An 18019-nucleotide genomic window follows, 5' to 3' on the forward strand; every position below is an offset into this window, starting at 1 on the left:
TTAATAAAAAATATAAAGTGCAAGTGAAAATACGATTGTAGGCACTAAAAATCTAAGTAATGCACTTAATTTTGTAAAGGATAATGCAATATATACTGTTGCTATTGCCCAAGCAAAAGTATTTAACATTATAGATATAATTGCAGACTTTTGTACTTCAATTGGAATTAAAAAAGCTAGTAGGGTCATACCTAAGTAAGCCACAACTAAACCTCCAAAGATGGAGGTTATTGTTCTAAATAGGCCTATTCTTTTGCCACTTTTTTCTGGTGTTGATAAATATTTATATAATTTTTGTATCATTATTGCTTTCTTTAAAATTTATAACTTATAGTTGCAAGGAAAGTTCTTGGTTTACCAAGATATACCCTTGTTCCAGCTGCTGAACTAGATAGCGCACCATCAACATACTCTTCATCTGTTAGATTTTGAACACTAATATTTGCTTTCCAGTTTCCTTTTTTATAACCAAGTGTTGCATTATAAATAATTGCAGAATCTAGTTTTATACTATTTGCATCATCTGCATATTTACTTCCTAAATATCTAGATCCCGCACCAACATAAAAATCTGGTAAATCAAAAGTAGATAATTTATATGTCGTAAAAATACTTGCTGTGTGTTTTGGAATATTGCTTAAATAGTTATTGTCATTATCTTTGTTTTTTGTTTTAGTATATCCATATGAAGCAATCACAGACCAGTTTGATGTTATTGCTCCATTTACATCTAACTCAAAACCTTGGCTTTCTTGTTTACCACTTGATTTATATTTTGTATTGGTAACATCAGCTGGATCAAGTTGAGCAATATTTTCTTTTTCTATTTTAAATATGGCAGCAGTTAAATTCAATCTATCATCAAATAGTTTTTGTTTGACTCCTATTTCATATCCTTTTCCCGTTTCTGGGTCTAAAATATTTCCACTAATATCTATCTGTGTATTTGGAGTAAAAGATTCAGAATAATTTGTATATATACTTGTTTGGTCTGTCACATGATAAACTAATCCAAAAGATGGAGTGATTGCATCAGTTTTTTTTCCATTTTTTGGTTTAGATTCACTATATCTTACTCCTGCGCTAAATATTAAATCATCAGTTAGATTTATACTGTCTTGTAAAAATGTTCCCCATGATTGTACATTTGTTTTAGCTTGCGAAAAAGTTGAAGCTCTTGAATCATTATATAAACTTGTAAGTTGTGCATAAGAGGGATTTGATAAATTTAAATTATAAGCAATACTTCTATCTAAATCCATATCAAGTTTTGAGTAAGCTTTATTGTAATCAGCACCTAAGCTAATATTATTTTTTAGATTTAATATATTGGCTTCTTTGTTTATTGTATATTGAAGTGCATGTTCTTGAAATTCTTGTTTTTGATATGCATAATATCTTGTAACTGTATTTGTTTGTTCATTATATGTAAAAGGCATATGTACATCACCATTATCTCCAACATAATCAATGTATCTATATTTAAAGTTTGAATTCCAAGTATCAAAAGTGCTATTTAAATCAAATCCAACAATTTTTTGAGTTTTTCTGAATTCTTCATCGGGATTAGAAATAACAGTATCAAGAGGAGCTACAATTTTACCTCTACTGTTTACATATGTTCCAAAAGATGAAGGAGTAGTCTCTTTTGTATATTCAGAAACAAAAGTTAAAGTGTGATTGTCATTTATATCATAAGCTAAGCTTGGAGCTATAAATATACTGTCTGTATCTGTATTATTATCAAAATATCCCTCGTCATGTTTCATTGTAGAAATAAGTCTAAAATAAAGTGATTTATCGTCATTTAAACTACCACCAATATCAAGTTTTGGACTATAAGATGGATTGTCATTTATCTCTAATTCAATATTTGCAATAGTCTCTTTTGAAGGTTTCTTTTTAACTAGGTTTACTATTCCTCCGGGACTTGATTGCCCATATTGTAATGAATCTGGTCCTTTTTGTACTTCTACTGCTTCATAATTATATATTTCAGGATGAGCCATTTTATTTGTAACTTTTAATCCATCAAATAAAATTGGAACTCCCGAGAATCCTCTCATAGAAATTTGATTAGTTCGTCCATGACTATCACCTGTATAAACTGTATTTGATGAATATTTTATAATATCTTCAATATTTTGAAGATTAGCATCTTGAATAAAGTTTTCATTAAAAACCTGAATAGATTTTGCAGTATCTTCTAATTTTATGTTTGTTCTATTAAAGTGTGCTTTTTCATTAGATAAATAATCTGCTGCAACATCTTCACCAATAATATCAATGCTTTGTAATGTTGTACTTTCACTTTCTTTTTTATTATCTGCAAGTAATACAGAACTTGTTATTATCAATGCACTAAGAGAGATTGATAAATGCTTATGTAAATGATTGTAATTCATTTTTGCTCCTGAAAAATTTATGGCATAATACATTAAATGATTATTGTTATCAATATCTAGTAGTCAAAAAAAGGAATATTTTATACACAATGGGGAAAAATAAGATTATTCTTGCTGTTTTTTGTATAAACTAGGGCTGATACCATATTGCATAGAGAAAAGTTTGCTAAAATTGCCTGTGTGTTTGTATCCAACTTGGAAACAAGCTTCTTTTACACTGTAATTTTTATTCAATAGTTCTTTTGCTATTTTTAATCTTTGTTTTTGAATCATTTCATAAACTGTCATTCCATAATACAATTTAAAATCTTTTTTTAAATAACATTCATTGATTGCAGATTTATATGCAATCTCTTTTATACTTAATGGAGAGTTATAATATTTAGTAATTATCTCTTTTGCTCTTTCTAATGGTTTGATTTTTTCAATATTTATATTTTCACTGGAAAAGTCTTTTTTAATAATTTTGTTAATTGTATAATGTGCTAAATTTAATGCCATAGATTCAAGATGAAGATTAGAAAGACTATTGTGATCAATTGTTTCATTCTCAAAATGAGACAATATTTCAAGTTGGTATGAATCAATATATCCACCTTCAATGATGGAGTGATTATGAACTTTTGTCTCATTCATTCTTTCTTCTAGTCTTTCTAGTTTTTGTGCAAGTTGTAAAAAAAGTACTTCTTTTATTCCAATTGTTATTGCTTTGCATTGTTTATTCTTTTTTAAGTGCATATCAACGGAAAAATCATCTGAGGAAAGACCAATAAAGAATGAATTCTTTTTTAATATAAATTCATGATTATCTTTAAAAAGATATTTAATATTAGTTGATAAATTAAAGATTAGTACAGCACCTGCTATATTTGAAGAAAGATAAATATTATAATCATTATTTAAAATATGATTACATGAAGAACTAGCTATTCCATTACCAAAATCATGCCATATAAAAATGCCATTTCCATAATCTTGTTTTACATTTGTTAATAAAGTTTCTCTTGAAAAAGGATTATTAATTTTTTTGCTAATTTCTATTAAATCTGTGTGATTTATTTTTTCCATTATTTTAAATATCCTTAGAGTTAAATACTTATGATAGTAAAAAATATTTAAAATAACTTTAATTAATGATAGTGATTATTATAATTAAACAGTTTTCACTAATTATATAGTGAAAACTGTTAATATTATATTTTAAAATCTGTAACTGATTGTTGCAAGAACAGTTCTTGGATCTCCTACATATACTCTGGTATCACTTGTCTTACCTGAAGCTGATCCATCAACATACTCTTCATCTGTTAGATTTTGAACACTAATATTTGCTTTCCAATTTCCTTTTTTATAACCAATTGTTGCATTATAAATAATTGCAGAATCTAGTTTTATACTATTTGCATCATCTGCATATTTACTTCCTAAATATCTAGCTCCCGCACCAACATAAAAATCTGGTAAATCAAAAGTAGATAATTTATATGTTGTGAAAATATTTGCTGTATGTTTTGGAATATTTCTTAAGTTTTTATCATCATTATTTTTATTTTTTGTTTTAGTATATCCATACGAAGCAATCATAGACCAGTTTGATGTAATATCACCTGCTAAGTCTAATTCAAAGCCTTGACTCTCTTGTTTACCACTTGGAACTGACCAACCACTTAAAGATGGAGCATCAGGATCTGCCAATGCAATATTCTCTTTTTCTATTTTAAATATTGCAGCTGTTAAATTTAATCTATCATCAAATAGTTTTTGTTTGATTCCAATTTCATATCCTTTTCCTATTTCAGGGTCTAAAATATTTCCACTTTTATCTGTAGCACTATTTGGTGTGAAAGATTTAGAGTAATTTGTATATAGGCTTGTTTTATCTGTGACATGATAAACTATTCCAAATGAAGGGCTAATTGCATCAGTTTTTTTACCATCTTTAGGTTTAGATTCACTATATCTTACTCCTGCACTAAATATCAAATCATCTGTAATATTTATACTATCTTGTAAAAATGTCCCCCATGATTTAACATATGAATCTGGTATTAGTCTACCAGAACTATTGTCAGAGGTTACAGAAATTATGCTTGGCTCATAAACAGGATGTGCAAGATTAATATTATAAGCTTGCCTTATACTACGAGATTTTCCTTCTGAATAGGCTTTATTGTAATCAGCACCCATACTAAGATTGTTTTTCATATCAAGTATTTTAAACTCTTTATTAAGTGTATATTGTAAGGCATGTTCTTTATACTTATTACTTTGAGTAGCTGGGAATCTTGTAACTGTATTTGTAGCTTCGGTATAAGTAAGTGGTAAATAAACATTTCCATAATCTCTTACATGTTTTATATACCTATATTTAAAGTTAGAATTCCAAGTATCATAAATAGTATCAAAATTAAATCCAATAACTTTTTGTGTTCTTTTATATTCTTCATCAGGATGAGAAGCGACATTTTCTATAGGTGCTACAAGTTCTCCCTTGCTATTAACATTACTTCCAAATCTTGTAGGAGTCGTTTCTTTAGTGTATTCACTAACAAAAGTAAAAGTGTTGTTATCATTTACATCATAAGCTAAACTTGGAGCTATAAATATTTTATTTATGTTTGTATTACTATTTGTGTATCCCTCATCATATTCGTAAGTGGAAATAAGTCTAAAATATAATGATTTATCTTCATTTAAACTACCACCAATATCCACTTTAGGATTAAATCCTGGATTATCATTCATCTCTAATTCAATGTTTGCAATAGTTTCTTTTGAAGGTTTCTTTTTAACTAAGTTTACTATTCCACCAGGACTTGATTGTCCATATTGTAATGAATCTGGACCTTTTTGTATCTCAACTGCTTCTAAAGCAAAAACTTCTGGATTTGAGATTTTATTTGTAACTTTTAATCCATCAATTAAAATAGGAACTCCTGAAAATCCTCTCATAGATATATTAGTTGATTTTCCATCTGTATCACCAGTGTAAACAGTATTTGATGATAACTCTATAATATCATCAATATTTCTAAGACTTGCATCTTGAATAAGAGTTTGATTAAATACTTGAATTGATTTAGCTGTATCTTCTATATCTATACCTGTACGATTTAATTTTACTTTTTCTTCACTTTGATAATTTGAAATGCTATTCTCTATAATATTAACTTCATCTAATTTTGTACTTTCTTGGGCAAGAAGTAGCTCACTTGTTAATAAAAGAGAAGAAAGGCCTATTGATAAATTTCTTTTAAGAAATTTTTTTTTCATATAATACTCCTGAAATTTTTATTTAGGGATAATATATAAATTGATACTAATTATCAATATGTTAAAAGACACTATGAGGAAAAGTTTATGGGATAAAGGGAAAAATTAAAAGTTATTGAGTTCTTTTCTATAATCATTTGGAGTTATATTAAAATAATCAAAGAATAATTTGCTAAAATAGCTAGCATTGTTATATCCTATTTTTACTGCAACTTCTTTAATGCTATGATTTTCTTTTAATAGTTTTTTTGCTACTTCTAATCGTCTTTTTTGAATCATTTCTAAAATGGTCATGCCATAATACTCTTTAAAGTCTTTTTTTAAATAACATTCATTTATTGCAGATTTATAAGCTATAGTTTTTATAGATAATTTTGAATTGTAGTTATTCATAATAATCTCTTTTGCTCTTTCTAAAGATGAAATTCTATCTTTTTTATGACTTATAGAAGAGGAATTACTCAAAGATTTGGAAACCTTTTCAAGAGTATAGTGAAGTAAGTTTGTAATTTTTGATTCTAGATAAATGCTTTTTAAAATATCTTCAAAAGAATTTTCATCCTTAAAATCATTTGATAACTCTAATTGCAATGCATCAATTTGTAAATCTTTTAAAATATAGTAGCTTTGTTTAAATGCTAATTGCATATATCTTTTAATATCTACAATTGAATATGCAAGTTTTAAAAATAAATCATTTTTTATACCTACAAAAATACAGAAAAAAGGTTCATCTTTTTTTAATGGGATTTCACAATAAAATTTATTGGATGCTAGTTCAATAAAAAAGTAATTATTTTTTAAAATATGTTCTTTTTTGTCTTTATATGTAAAATTGATATTATCACCAAAGTTAAAAATCAAACATGCACCAGGAACTTGAGATTCTTCGTATAATATTAAGTCTTTTTTGGGAATGACTTTCCTAACAAAAAGACCAATACCATTTCCCATATCATAAAAAATAGTAAAGCCTTCACCATACTCTTTTTTTATTTTAGCAATAAAAGTTTGTCTAGAAAAAGGGTTTTGTGTTGTTTTAACAATATCAATTAAATCTGTGTAATTTACTTTAAATGCGTCATTCATTTTGTATTTAAAAAAGTATTTAATAATCTATATAGCATCTGTTGATTTTCCTTACAATTAAATTCTTATAATAGTAAAATATATTTAAAATAGCTTTAACTATGATAGTGATTATTATAATTAAACAATATTATGTTAGAATTGTTTATGTCAATGAATGAATTTAAGAATTTAAAATTATTATATGTTGAAGATGAAAATAACATACGCAAAGTTGCTATGTCTTACTTTAGTCGTTTATTTGAAACGGTATATGAAGCAAAAGATGCCTTAGATGCATTTGATATATTTAAAGAGATTAAACCCCATATTATAGTCACTGATATCAAAATGGCAAAAATGTCAGGTATAGATTTAGTTAGAAAAGTTAGAGAATTAGATAAAAGATGTCAAATAGTAATTCTAACGGCATATACTGATACGAATTTTCTACTTGAAGCTGTAGAATTGAATCTAGTAAAATATCTAGTTAAACCAATACGACATGACAAGATGCACTCTGTTTTAAAACAATGTGCTTTAAATATTAAAGAAAATAGATTAAATCTTATTCATATTCGTCAAAATTGTATTTATGATATTTTTAATAAAACACTAATCTTTGATAAACAAATAGTGAAATTATCTAAAACAGAATTAGAGTTTTTAGAATTATTATGCATGAATCTAACTCGTGTAGTAACATATGAAGAAATAGAGAATATAATTTGGTATGACTCTTATATGAGTGAAGATGCTCTTCGTTCAATGGTTCGAAAACTAAGAAAAAAATTACCAGAAGATTGTATTGAAAATATAGCAAAAATGGGTTATAAACTTCAATGCCATTAGCTAAAATTATTATTTGTATTTGCATAATAAATATTTTTGCTTATGCTAATGGAGAAGATAGTCTAATAACTGCCGCTTATATTGCTACTGATAAAGGAAACTATAAAAATTATAAACAATATGATTTAAAAAATGATTATTTTAAAAAATTCAATATAAAACTAGAAATAAATAAAAAAGCATTAAAAGGTAAAACATACTATTTATTTATAACTACTGAGGTAAAAAGTTTAATTAGTTCAAATGTAGATTATAATAAAAGCTTAGATAAGATAATAGTAAAACTTGATAAAAATACTCCTTCTAATATATATTTTTTATATGAAAATAAACAACAGAAACTATTAAATTTTAAGATATTGGTATTTAGTGAATTTGAATATCAATATATTTTAGAAAATAAAAGCATATTATATGGAATAGCATATGGAATAATCTTTTCAGCCTTTTTATATAATCTTGTAATATTTTTAAATACTCGAAAAAAAGCCTTCTTTTATTACTCTTTGATGCAGGTCTTTTTGTTAGGTATTTTAGTTGACCTTGTTAGGTTTTCTACTATGACATATAGAAGCTCTTTTGAAATTATGGTCCTTGATATAATTGAGACTTTGTGCCTTATTGTGATTATTTTATTTTCTAAAGAGATATTAAATACAAAAAAAAATATACCTATTATGGATAAGTTTTTGTATGGATTGATTATGATAAATGTGTTAGATTTATTTTGTATACCTTTTATTGGGTATTCAATTTTGTATGAATATATATCTAGAACATTAATTATCTTATTTTTAATGATGGCTGGAATTATTACTTTATACAAAGGAGAAAAAGTAGCAATCTTCTATATTTTGGGTTGGAGTGTTCTTTTTATAAGTTTAGTAGTTAGTGAATATAATTTAATAAATATACATGAACTCTTTATTTTTCATATTGGATTTCCTATTGAATCTATGATTTTAAGTTTTGCACTTGGTTATAAATTAAAACAAAGTATTCATGAAAATAAAGAAAAAGAGCAACTTTTAGTACACCAAAGTAAATTGGCTTCTATGGGTGAAATGATTAATAATATCGCCCATCAATGGCGACAACCCTTAACTCACCTATCATTTATAAATATGGATATACAAACGGCTCAAGACAGTAAAGAATTAGATAAAAAATACTTAGATGAAAAAATAAATGAATCCTATGAGCAAATTGAATTTATGTCACAAACTATTGATAATTTTAAAGATTTTTATCAACCAGTTAAAAATAAAGAACTGTTTTTTATAAGTGAAGCTGTTAATAAAGCAATTAATATAATCAAACCCTCTTTAGATAATTTGAATATAAATCTAAGTTTTACAATCCAGCAAGATAGTGAAGTAGAAGCATTTGAAAATGAATATTCTCAAGTAGTATTAAATTTTATTAGTAATGCTAAAGAGGTATTACATTTAAGAAAAATTAAAAACCCTAAAATAGATATTTATTTAGAATTTACAAATAATAAAAGCATTTTAACAGTTAAAGATAATGCAAAAGGAATTTCTGAAGATATTATAAACAAGATTTTTAATCCTTATTTTAGTACGAAAAATAATAGTAGTGGAATAGGGCTTTATATGTCAAAGATAATTGTAGAATCACACTTTGAAGGTACAATTAGTGCTTATAATACCAAAGAAGGAGCTTGTTTTAAAGTTGAAGTATAAGATAAGTTAGATTTCTTTAAAAGTAATAAAGAAAGAAGAGTTTCATATAAAACATCTTGTGAATGGTTATATCGAAATTGAGACTCTTTTAAATGCAAAAATAAGTTATTTTTGTTTAGTCCTCTAAATTTCTTTAATCTATTTTGAATAAAATCTTGAATGCTCTCATCACTTTTTGTAAGATACAATAAGGTATATTTATTCTTTTTTTTATCAAATGAAACTTTTGCAGAATTGGTTTTTTTACTATTTTGTAATTGTAAATGAATATTTTCATTTATAAACTCTTGAAGATTTGGAAAAATATTTTCACTATTTTCAAAAATAAAAGCTTTCTTTTGGTATTCAATAAAATAGTTAATGTATGGTCCATTTTTTACATATTTTATTAAAAAGCTATTATTAGATAAATGATTATTTTTCAATAAATAAAATATTTCATCTTCTTTTGAAAGTAATAATGATCTAATAATTTTATAATAATTATTTATAGTTTGTCTACTTAGATTTAATTTTTGAGCCGTTTGTATTGCTGTATAATCTTCTGTAAAATATTTACAAATCTTTTTTAAAACAGTAGTATCGATTTTGGCATTTTTTAAATAATTTAATATTTCATTGTTACTCATACTTGAATTGTATGAAAAAACAATGGCTAAAGAATGTCTAAAAAAACAAATTCTTAATTTATAGGAAATTTCTTTTTCTCTTTAGAATTATTTTGTGAACCACAACCACAAGAACCACCACAACTCTTCTTTTTAAATAGTGATTTATATATGTAAGAAAGTGCAAGAACAAAAATAATTACAGTAAAAAGTAGTTCATATAGACTCATTCTATAATCTCCTTACCTTTTATAGAGACAACATGCCCCTCTCCTGCATCAAAAACAACTTCATAAGACTCTTTTGGTTTATTAAAAGTAAATTCACTATTCTCATTCATAATACCCTCAATAATCTTTTCGTCATCATGCTTTACATACATTCTTACACCACTTCCACTACTTCCATTTGAAAACCCACCTTCGCAAGTGATACTATCATCACCATTGTCAAAGCATGTCATGATGGCCGTATGTGCATCTAAACTACTTATTAAAAGTATACTTGCTAGTAAAATTTTTTTAAACATATGTTTCCTTTTTTGTTGGTATTAATCCTAAAGCAAGAGTTATTAATATAATAAAGATATAAAAATAACCCATAGCTTCAATTTCTGATAAACTAAAAATTGTGCCCATTTGAAAAATAAAAATAGCACATATTAGTCCTAAAGTTATTGGATAAAATAGGGCAAATAACATCCATTTTAGAGAGTTTGTTTGGATTTTTATCATAATCATTGTGGCTATGCATGGAGGTGTCAATGCCATAAATATTATAATCGCCACAGCACTTAGTGGAGAGTATGTATGATTATCTCCTAAAGAGTTATTTTGATTACTCTCATATAATGCACCAAGAGTTGAAACCGAACTTTCTCTTGCTGCAAAAGAGCTTAAAAATGCCACATTGATTTTCCAATCAAAGCCTGCATATTGGGTAACTGGAACAAAGAATTTTCCAATAGAACCTAAAAAAGAATTCTCAATTTTATTGTTTTTTAATTCTCTTAGTAATTTTTTTCTTGTATTTAAAAGTATTTTTAACGCTTTATTTATTTTTCTAGCTTCTTTATTTTTATTAGGTTTAGCAAAAAGAAAAAACAGTTGATTTTTATCTTGAAATTTTTCATCAATAGCTTTTGAAACAGTTACATCTTTTGTATTCATTTTTTCATATTTATATTGAGTATAAAAATTAATTAACTCTTTTAGTTCTTTTTTCTCATTTACATAAGTAAAATATGTGCTATGTTTTGTTTGCTTATAAAAAGTATCTTGCATTGCTTTACTTTGAATATCATATTGATTTTTTTCTTTTTGCGAGAGACCAGGAAATTGTATTAGTACAAATAAAACTATAGCAACAGCTGCTACAATTGTAACAATCTTTTTTAAATATAACCAAACCCTATCAAAAACTTTAACTAATAAGCCTCTTAATGTAGGTATATGATAAGAGGGTAATTCCATGATAAAAGGAGTATTTGGATAAGCCTTTAAAACACTTATACTTAATAGCTTAGAAATAATCAATGCAATAAATAGGGTAATAGTTGAAATCATAAACATCATCAAAGACATATGTACTTTAAAAAAAGTTACTATAATCAATATAAAAAAAGGAATCTTTGCTAAACAGTTCATAAGAGGAATAGTTAAAATTGTAGCTATTTTTGCTCTTTTGTCATTCATTCCTTTTGTTGCCATTACTCCAGGAACTGCACAACCACCTGCAAAAATCCCACTTAAAACTAAGGGCAGGGTAGACTCTCCATGCAAGCCAAATTTTGAGAAAACTCTATCTAAAATAAAGGCCATTCGTGGCATATATCCTACATCTTCTAGTATAGCAATTAAGAAAAAAAGTATTAAAAATATTGGAATATAATTAAGTAAAGCAATAATACTATTCATCATCCAAATAGCAAGTTGAGTCAAATATGGAATGGAACTAATATCTTCACTTGGAAATAGTGAAACTACGGTATATTTAACCCAAGCTAGTATGGGCCAAGTTATATTAGTGAGGTCATATCCGTATACTATTGAAAACTTATATAAAGTAAAAATAATTAGACCTAAAATAGGAAGGGCAAGAAATTTATTTAATATTATTGTATCAATTTTTTCACTTATTGTTTTATTTTGTGTTTTACTTTTTGTTGTACATGATTTTACTAATTCATCTGCTTTTTCATATCTAATTTTTACAATATATTGTCCAACACTTATTTTATGTATATCTTTAAATTCTTCTTTATACTTCTGAACAATATCAAATATCTCATCATAATTGTAATCATTGTTTTTTACAAAAGATTTAATTCCTTCATCATTTTCAAAAAGTTTTATGCAAATAAAATGTTTTGATAATTCAAAAGAATCCACATTTAGTTGAGGTTTCAATCTATCAATATATGGCTGCAACTTTTCATAAAACAAGGCAGTGGATACATGAGATATTAAGTCATTATTTACTTCTATAATTGAATCTTTTAGTTCATTCAATCCTTGTTTTTTTGTAGCTACTGTTTGCACAACTTTTGCATTGACTAATTTTTCTAATTTTTCAAAGTTAATTTCTTGACCATTTTGTTTTGCAATATCCAACATATTAAATGCAATAATCATAGGTTTTTGCATATCAAAAAGTTGCATAGTTAAATACAAATTTCTTCTTAAATTTGAAGCATCAATTGTATTTATGATTATGTTAGTTTCTTTATTTAAGATATAACTTCTTGTGATTTTTTCTTCTTCTGAATATGAAGAAAAAGAGTAAGTTCCTGGTAAATCAATTACATTGTATCTTGAATCTTTATAAGTATATGAGCCCTCTTTTTTATCAACTGTTACTCCTGGATAATTTGCAATGTGTTGTTTGATGTTTGTTAACATATTGAAAATAGTAGACTTACCACAATTAGGTTGTCCCACTAAGGCTAAATTGATGCTATTCATAGCTTACTCTAACTGCTTTAGCTTCATTTACTCGTAGTGTAATATGATAAGATAATAGTTCTACTTCCAAAGGGTCTTTTAAAGGAGAGTATCTAATAAGTTTTATGGAAGTTCCTTCTATAAATCCCATATCATAAAGTTTTTGCAATAATATACCTGTTGCATTAATCTCTTTGATTATTGCAGGTTTAAATGGGATTATTTCATTTAGGGTCATTAGCCACCTTTTCATAAATTATATTAATAGTAAGTATTAATATTATAATGAAAAAATATGGCTAAAATATGTCCGTTTGTGATTAATCATATTTTGTAACCTAATTGTTTGATGATTTTTTTGGCCCTTGCATGTTCAAACTTATTTAATAGAGCTTCTTTTAGGTATTTTTTTGAAAAATCTTCTTTTTCTAATTCATAATAAGAAAGGGCAAGTAAGATGTTTTTTTGCCCATCATTTTTTGAATTTTTTTTGAAATTTGTATTTTCTAAAGTTGAAATTACTTTTTTATAATTTGACTCATTGTAATAAATATTTGCTAATAAAATTTCGTAATATTCACTTTTTGCATTTGCGTTGGTATTTAAAAGTTTTATGGCATGTTTTATATTTTTTGCATTTAAATGTGAATTAATTAAAGTTTTAAAATTTGATTTATTATCTTCTAAAATTCCTTTTTTTATACCATCTTCGATTAAAAGTGCTGCTTTATTATATAAGTCATTTTGTAATAATAAATTTATAAAATATTGAATATTGTTTTTATGGTTAATTAGTCCTCTGTCATATGCTAATTCTAAGGTAGAGAGCATCTGTTTTTGATCATTTGTATTTTGATAAATCAAAACTAATTGCATCCAATACTCTTCTTTTGATTCAAAATTATTAATCATATATTTAATAATTTCAATAGCCTTAGGATATTGTTTTAATTCAAAATAAGATGAATACAAAATTTTATACCAAGTTTCCAAATTTGGTTTACTTTTACTTTTTTGATTTTCTTTTGAATCTTTTAAATACTCTTCTAATAGTTCCTTCTTGTATTCAATTACTTTCTCGTCATATACAATACTTTGTTTATATTCTTGTGCATAGTAGTATGCTAAAGCTAAATTCTGATAAATGAGTTGCTTATTAATATCATTTGATTTTAATAATTCCAATGAATATTTTATGCTTTCTTTATATAGAGTTTCAGATAAATATAATTGAGATAAAACATATTTAACTCTATTTATTTCATTTGGTTTAAAAACATTTAATTTAAGTATTTTTTCATAATTTGAAATCGCCTCTTTATATTTATTCTGTTCTAAATATATACTTGAATAGCTTTGTAAAGCATAAGATATTGTAATATCATTTGTATCTTTTAATAATGGTTTTAAAAGATTAGATGCTTGTTTATAATCTTTTGTTTCAATAAGTTTTTCTGCTTCTTGAAGCTTTTTAAAGTTTGTACTTGAAAGAGACTCTTTTGCAAAAGATGATAAAATTAAAAGCGTTAAAATTAAGATTATTTTTTTCATATTGCTAACCTAAAATTAAATTTTATAGTGGCAGTTTTTGAGTATTCACTTCTATTGAACTTCCATCTTTTAATTGCACTTATTGAACTATGTTCAAAAATACCTTCCGGATTGGATTCTAAAACTTTTACATTAGAAACATAACCATCTTTACCAATATCAAAAATTAATTTGACATAACCTTCTTGTTTTCTAGATTTTGCTTGTCTTGGGTACTTTGGATTTACTTTTTTTAAGGGTGCTAAAGTATTTGCATCTAAAATAACTTTTGCACCAGATAGTGATGATATTTTTGATATCTCGATTTTTTGCTGAATTTTAAAAGGAACAATTTTCACATTTTTTTCAGGTTCTGTAGAATATTTTTTAAGAAATTTTGGTTTTTGCTCTAGTTTTTTTACTTTTGGTTTTTCTTTAATTCTTTTTTTTCTTTCAATATTTGTATCATCTTTTTCTCTTAAATATACTAAGTGTCGCAATTGGGTAGGTTCTTCAAATTTTTTATTATTGCTATTTGTCATTATAAACATACCAAAAAATAAACCAAGACAAATAATGATAGACAAACTTAAAGCTAAAAGAAATCGCATTTTAGTTATCTCTTAGTGTAGAAATTGAGATATTAAATATACCCGCAAGTCTTATTTGATCCATTACTTTTACTAAAGTACCAGTTTTAGAATCCAAGTCTGATTGTATTACCACAGAATTTTGAGAATTTAAGGCTTTTAATCTCTCAATATTTGCTCTTACTGAACGAATATCTACCATTCTTTTATCAATCCAGATTTCATTATTATTTTTTATAGCTATTAAGATATTTGCTTTGCCTTTTTGTTCTGATGATTTTGCACTTGGACGATTTACTTCAATACCTGTTTCTTTAACAAAAGAAGTTGTAACAATAAAAAATATTAACATAATAAAAACAACATCAAGCATTGGAGTTAGATTGATTTCTGTTTCTTCTTTATATTTATGTTGTGAAAATCTTCTCATATTATATTACCTTAGAAAGTTCTAGTTCGAATTTTTGTATTTTATATCTGATTGAAAGTTCTAATTTCTTTTCAAATAAAATACCACTAAGTGCTACAGCCATTCCTGCCATTGTTGGAATAGTAGCCATTGATACACCATTTGCCATAGATTTCACATCACTACTTCCTGTAATTGCCATAACATCAAATACTTCTATCATCCCAGTAACTGTTCCTAATAGACCAATTAAGGGACAAACCATAATCATAGTTTTGATTAAATCAAGACCTGATTTAAGTTTAAAAGATGAACTATGAAGAAAATATCTTTTAATCTCATCTTTAAATTTAGTTTGAGAAGGAATATCCTCTAGTTCTTTTATAATCGCTTTTTTCTCTTTTTTATATGTAAAACTAACATAAACATATCTTTCAATTAATAATGTCCATAAAATAATTGCAAGAAAAAAAACAAAATATAAAACTAAACCTCCCTTATCAAAGAAAGAGAATAAATCATCTATATATAAATCAATCATATTACTTCAATGTTTTTGCTAATAATCCAATACTTTGTTCTTCTAATATAGATACAAGTTCTTCTGATTTTGAAGAGATGTATGTATATGCAAAAAGAAGTGGTATTGCTGTAACTAATCCTAAAACAGTAGTAATCAATGCAGTTGAAATACCACCTGCCATAAGTTTTGGATCACCTGTACCAAATAAAGTTATGGCTTGGAAAGTTGCAATCATCCCAGTAACTGTTCCTAATAATCCCAATAAAGGAGTAACAGCTGCTAGAAGTTTTACAAAACTTTGGCCTTTTTTTATTTGTGTTGTTTCTTTTAAAATAGCTTGACCGATTTTAATTTCTAAGTCATTAATAGAATTATTTGAATTTTCATAAAAAATATTTGCAATCTTTCCTAATGAATTATCTTGATTTATTTCAGATATATTTTTCATCTGTTTTTTGATTTTTATTGAACTAATATTTAAAATAATCATTTTAAATAAAGCAAAAAGTAAACCTAAGGCTCCTAATATCAAGATAATATATCCTACAATTCCACCTTGTGTTAGTCTGTCCATTATGGTTGGATTATTTGCAATCATTTCAAAAAGTGTACCTCTTGTTGGATCAATAATGATATTTGAAATTTCATTTGATGATTCAAAATCTTTTGCTAATTGAACAGCAGAACCACTTGGTTGAACAGTTAACTCTACTAATGATTTCATGTCATTTGAATAAGTTAAATATTTGCCATTTGAAGTTGCAGCAAATAAACCAACTCTAGTAACTTTTTCTTTTGTTTTTTCTCCTGATGCTAAAATCACATCAGCATCGTATTGTGCAATATTTCCACTTTTGATAATTTCATCTAACATAGAGTGCCAAAACTCTTTTAATTCTTGGATATTTGCAAGTTTCTTAGAATTTGATAGTTTTAAAAATTGTTCTTCTTTATTTGAATCTTCAGATGCTGTTAGTGAACTTTGAAAGTTAATTAAAAAATCAGAAGAAGTCTGTCTAACACTTCCAAATATTTCACCTAAATTAGCTGCTTTTATTTTAAGCTCTTCTTCTTTTTTAGCTAATACTTTTTCTTTTTCTTCAATTAATTTTTTTAATTGTTCAGTTCGTAAGTCTTCTTTTTTAAGTTCTTCTTCTGTTTGAATAAGTAATTCTTTTTGTTTTTCTTTATTATCAATAAATGTTTGCAATCTGTCTTTTTCAGCTTGCATTTCTTTTTTTGAATCATTTTGAACACTTTGTAAAAGTGAAGATAAGTCCATTGAAAATGATAAAGTACTAAAAAGTGTTAGAGTAAGTATATATCGTATCATTTTGCTTCCTTTTTAGCTAAGAAGGGTAAATTTAATAAAGTAACATTCCCTTGTTTTTTTGCAATTTTTATAGCTGTTCTTATATTTGATTTTGAAGTGCTATCTATGATTTCTTCCCATTTATTTGTTTCTTTATTAAAGTAACCATAGTTTTTCAAATCCAAACTTTGATAATATAAGGCAACTCTTCCAAGACGCAAAATGTTGTAGCTAGTATTGCCTATTTTTTCTTGATATGCTTCTATTGTTTTTGCATAATCATATTCAATTTTAAAAGCTTCAAGAATAATTCTAAATTTTTCATTTGTTTTTATATCTGCTTTTGTAAGACTTTCTTCAAGTCTTTTTACCCTATCTTCTCTTTCTTGTAGTAAAAAGGGTGTATCAGACTTAATTAATACTTTTAAAGAACTAATCATCTCTAACATTAAAGGATAGATATTCTTTTTTGTTTGTTCAATATCTATGAGCTGTTGGTCCATACTTTGTAGCTCTTCTTTTTGAGATACAATGATTTTTTCTAACTGTTCATTATATTTTTGGGTATTTTTTAATTGTGCAGTTTTTTGTTTATATTGATCAAAAAGAGTTTCTCGTATATCCTCATTTTTATCAATTTTTTTCTGATAAGACTTTAGTGTATTATTGCTTTTTTGTATAACATCAAGAGATTTATCTAAATCTGAAGCAAAAAGCCCTGATGATATAAAAGCAAAGAGTATAAGATAATTCAGTGGTTTAAACATTATTTTCCTTTTTGTTTAAATAATGAGAATAGTA

The 18019-nt window shown here is 25.8% G+C and carries 18 protein-coding genes; 2 read left to right on the forward strand and 16 right to left on the reverse strand.

Annotated elements, in window-relative coordinates:
* The 5 genes from ACNI3D_RS02850 to ACNI3D_RS02870 all read right to left on the reverse strand — a co-directional run bounded on the left by ACNI3D_RS02850 (position 1) and on the right by ACNI3D_RS02870 (position 6767).
* Positions 1-303: a hypothetical protein gene (locus ACNI3D_RS02850; RefSeq protein ID WP_419768168.1), complete on the reverse strand. Its 303-nt coding sequence runs from the start codon at positions 301-303 to the stop codon at positions 1-3.
* Positions 304-314: 11 nt separating this feature from the next.
* A complete protein-coding gene (locus ACNI3D_RS02855; RefSeq protein ID WP_419768169.1) occupies positions 315-2405 on the reverse strand; it encodes a TonB-dependent siderophore receptor in 2091 nt (696 codons plus the stop codon).
* A gap of 105 nt (positions 2406-2510) precedes the next feature.
* Entirely contained in the window at positions 2511-3473 is a 963-nt protein-coding gene (locus ACNI3D_RS02860; RefSeq protein WP_419768170.1) for a helix-turn-helix domain-containing protein, read from the reverse strand.
* Between the two features lie 132 nt (positions 3474-3605).
* A complete protein-coding gene (locus ACNI3D_RS02865; RefSeq protein WP_419768171.1) occupies positions 3606-5678 on the reverse strand; it encodes a TonB-dependent siderophore receptor in 2073 nt (690 codons plus the stop codon).
* A gap of 105 nt (positions 5679-5783) precedes the next feature.
* The gene (locus ACNI3D_RS02870) at positions 5784-6767 is read right to left on the reverse strand and encodes a helix-turn-helix domain-containing protein (protein WP_419768172.1); all 984 of its coding nucleotides are present in this window, start codon (positions 6765-6767) and stop codon (positions 5784-5786) included.
* Positions 6768-6914: 147 nt separating this feature from the next.
* Between ACNI3D_RS02870 and ACNI3D_RS02875 the strand changes: the two genes are divergently transcribed.
* Both ACNI3D_RS02875 and ACNI3D_RS02880 read left to right on the forward strand, forming a co-directional pair.
* Entirely contained in the window at positions 6915-7598 is a 684-nt protein-coding gene (locus tag ACNI3D_RS02875) for a response regulator transcription factor (protein WP_419768173.1), read from the forward strand.
* Positions 7589-9304, forward strand: coding sequence for a 7TM diverse intracellular signaling domain-containing protein (locus ACNI3D_RS02880; RefSeq protein WP_419768174.1), 1716 nt, complete (start codon positions 7589-7591; stop codon positions 9302-9304). Before ACNI3D_RS02875 ends, ACNI3D_RS02880 begins: the two co-directional genes overlap by 10 nt.
* On the opposite strand, the gene ACNI3D_RS02885 is transcribed toward ACNI3D_RS02880, so the two are convergent.
* From ACNI3D_RS02885 to ACNI3D_RS02935, 11 genes are all read right to left on the reverse strand, one after another.
* Positions 9262-9933, reverse strand: coding sequence for a hypothetical protein (locus ACNI3D_RS02885; protein ID WP_419768175.1), 672 nt, complete (start codon positions 9931-9933; stop codon positions 9262-9264). The genes ACNI3D_RS02880 and ACNI3D_RS02885 overlap by 43 nt on opposite strands.
* A 53-nt stretch (positions 9934-9986) precedes the next feature.
* Complete coding sequence (locus ACNI3D_RS02890) at positions 9987-10142, reverse strand: hypothetical protein (protein WP_375722767.1); 156 nt, start codon at positions 10140-10142, stop codon at positions 9987-9989.
* Complete coding sequence (locus tag ACNI3D_RS02895) at positions 10139-10441, reverse strand: hypothetical protein (protein ID WP_419768176.1); 303 nt, start codon at positions 10439-10441, stop codon at positions 10139-10141. The genes ACNI3D_RS02890 and ACNI3D_RS02895 overlap by 4 nt, the downstream gene beginning before the upstream one ends.
* Entirely contained in the window at positions 10434-12875 is a 2442-nt protein-coding gene (gene feoB, locus ACNI3D_RS02900; RefSeq protein WP_419768177.1) for a ferrous iron transport protein B, read from the reverse strand. Before feoB ends, ACNI3D_RS02895 begins: the two co-directional genes overlap by 8 nt.
* Positions 12868-13092: a FeoA family protein gene (locus tag ACNI3D_RS02905; RefSeq protein ID WP_164969746.1), complete on the reverse strand. Its 225-nt coding sequence runs from the start codon at positions 13090-13092 to the stop codon at positions 12868-12870. The genes feoB and ACNI3D_RS02905 overlap by 8 nt, the downstream gene beginning before the upstream one ends.
* Positions 13093-13178: 86 nt before the next feature.
* Positions 13179-14405 carry a tetratricopeptide repeat protein gene (locus ACNI3D_RS02910; RefSeq protein ID WP_419768178.1) on the reverse strand — a complete coding sequence of 409 codons (1227 nt, stop codon included), beginning with the start codon at positions 14403-14405 and terminating at the stop codon, positions 13179-13181.
* Complete coding sequence (locus ACNI3D_RS02915) at positions 14402-14926, reverse strand: energy transducer TonB (protein WP_419768179.1); 525 nt, start codon at positions 14924-14926, stop codon at positions 14402-14404. The genes ACNI3D_RS02910 and ACNI3D_RS02915 overlap by 4 nt, the downstream gene beginning before the upstream one ends.
* A 70-nt stretch (positions 14927-14996) precedes the next feature.
* Entirely contained in the window at positions 14997-15404 is a 408-nt protein-coding gene (locus ACNI3D_RS02920) for an ExbD/TolR family protein (protein ID WP_419768180.1), read from the reverse strand.
* 1 nt (position 15405) lies between these two features.
* Positions 15406-15924 (reverse strand): MotA/TolQ/ExbB proton channel family protein, encoded by a 519-nt coding sequence (locus ACNI3D_RS02925; RefSeq protein WP_129100531.1) that lies wholly within the window; start codon positions 15922-15924, stop codon positions 15406-15408.
* Position 15925: 1 nt separating this feature from the next.
* Entirely contained in the window at positions 15926-17239 is a 1314-nt protein-coding gene (locus ACNI3D_RS02930; protein WP_419768181.1) for a MotA/TolQ/ExbB proton channel family protein, read from the reverse strand.
* The gene (locus tag ACNI3D_RS02935; RefSeq protein ID WP_419768182.1) at positions 17236-17985 is read right to left on the reverse strand and encodes a DUF3450 domain-containing protein; all 750 of its coding nucleotides are present in this window, start codon (positions 17983-17985) and stop codon (positions 17236-17238) included. The genes ACNI3D_RS02930 and ACNI3D_RS02935 overlap by 4 nt, the downstream gene beginning before the upstream one ends.
* Between the last annotated feature and the right edge of the window lie 34 nt (positions 17986-18019).

This window comes from Arcobacter siniprincipis (SeqCode) (assembly GCF_048571125.1).
Taxonomy (GTDB): domain Bacteria; phylum Campylobacterota; class Campylobacteria; order Campylobacterales; family Arcobacteraceae; genus Arcobacter; species Arcobacter siniprincipis.

Excerpts from the sequence above, each read along its gene's own strand:
- ACNI3D_RS02850 (WP_419768168.1), bottom strand. The coding sequence starts at position 303 with ATGATACAAAAATTATATAAATATTTATCAACACCAGAAAAAAGTGGC.
- ACNI3D_RS02855 (WP_419768169.1), bottom strand. The coding sequence starts at position 2,405 with ATGAATTACAATCATTTACATAAGCATTTATCAATCTCTCTTAGTGCA.
- ACNI3D_RS02860 (WP_419768170.1), bottom strand. The coding sequence starts at position 3,473 with ATGGAAAAAATAAATCACACAGATTTAATAGAAATTAGCAAAAAAATT.
- ACNI3D_RS02865 (WP_419768171.1), bottom strand. The coding sequence starts at position 5,678 with ATGAAAAAAAAATTTCTTAAAAGAAATTTATCAATAGGCCTTTCTTCT.
- ACNI3D_RS02870 (WP_419768172.1), bottom strand. The coding sequence starts at position 6,767 with ATGAATGACGCATTTAAAGTAAATTACACAGATTTAATTGATATTGTT.
- ACNI3D_RS02875 (WP_419768173.1), top strand. The coding sequence starts at position 6,915 with ATGTCAATGAATGAATTTAAGAATTTAAAATTATTATATGTTGAAGAT.
- ACNI3D_RS02880 (WP_419768174.1), top strand. The coding sequence starts at position 7,589 with ATGCCATTAGCTAAAATTATTATTTGTATTTGCATAATAAATATTTTT.
- ACNI3D_RS02885 (WP_419768175.1), bottom strand. The coding sequence starts at position 9,933 with ATGAGTAACAATGAAATATTAAATTATTTAAAAAATGCCAAAATCGAT.
- ACNI3D_RS02890 (WP_375722767.1), bottom strand. The coding sequence starts at position 10,142 with ATGAGTCTATATGAACTACTTTTTACTGTAATTATTTTTGTTCTTGCA.
- ACNI3D_RS02895 (WP_419768176.1), bottom strand. The coding sequence starts at position 10,441 with ATGTTTAAAAAAATTTTACTAGCAAGTATACTTTTAATAAGTAGTTTA.
- feoB (WP_419768177.1), bottom strand. The coding sequence starts at position 12,875 with ATGAATAGCATCAATTTAGCCTTAGTGGGACAACCTAATTGTGGTAAG.
- ACNI3D_RS02905 (WP_164969746.1), bottom strand. The coding sequence starts at position 13,092 with ATGACCCTAAATGAAATAATCCCATTTAAACCTGCAATAATCAAAGAG.
- ACNI3D_RS02910 (WP_419768178.1), bottom strand. The coding sequence starts at position 14,405 with ATGAAAAAAATAATCTTAATTTTAACGCTTTTAATTTTATCATCTTTT.
- ACNI3D_RS02915 (WP_419768179.1), bottom strand. The coding sequence starts at position 14,926 with ATGACAAATAGCAATAATAAAAAATTTGAAGAACCTACCCAATTGCGA.
- ACNI3D_RS02920 (WP_419768180.1), bottom strand. The coding sequence starts at position 15,404 with ATGAGAAGATTTTCACAACATAAATATAAAGAAGAAACAGAAATCAAT.
- ACNI3D_RS02925 (WP_129100531.1), bottom strand. The coding sequence starts at position 15,924 with ATGATTGATTTATATATAGATGATTTATTCTCTTTCTTTGATAAGGGA.
- ACNI3D_RS02930 (WP_419768181.1), bottom strand. The coding sequence starts at position 17,239 with ATGATACGATATATACTTACTCTAACACTTTTTAGTACTTTATCATTT.
- ACNI3D_RS02935 (WP_419768182.1), bottom strand. The coding sequence starts at position 17,985 with ATGTTTAAACCACTGAATTATCTTATACTCTTTGCTTTTATATCATCA.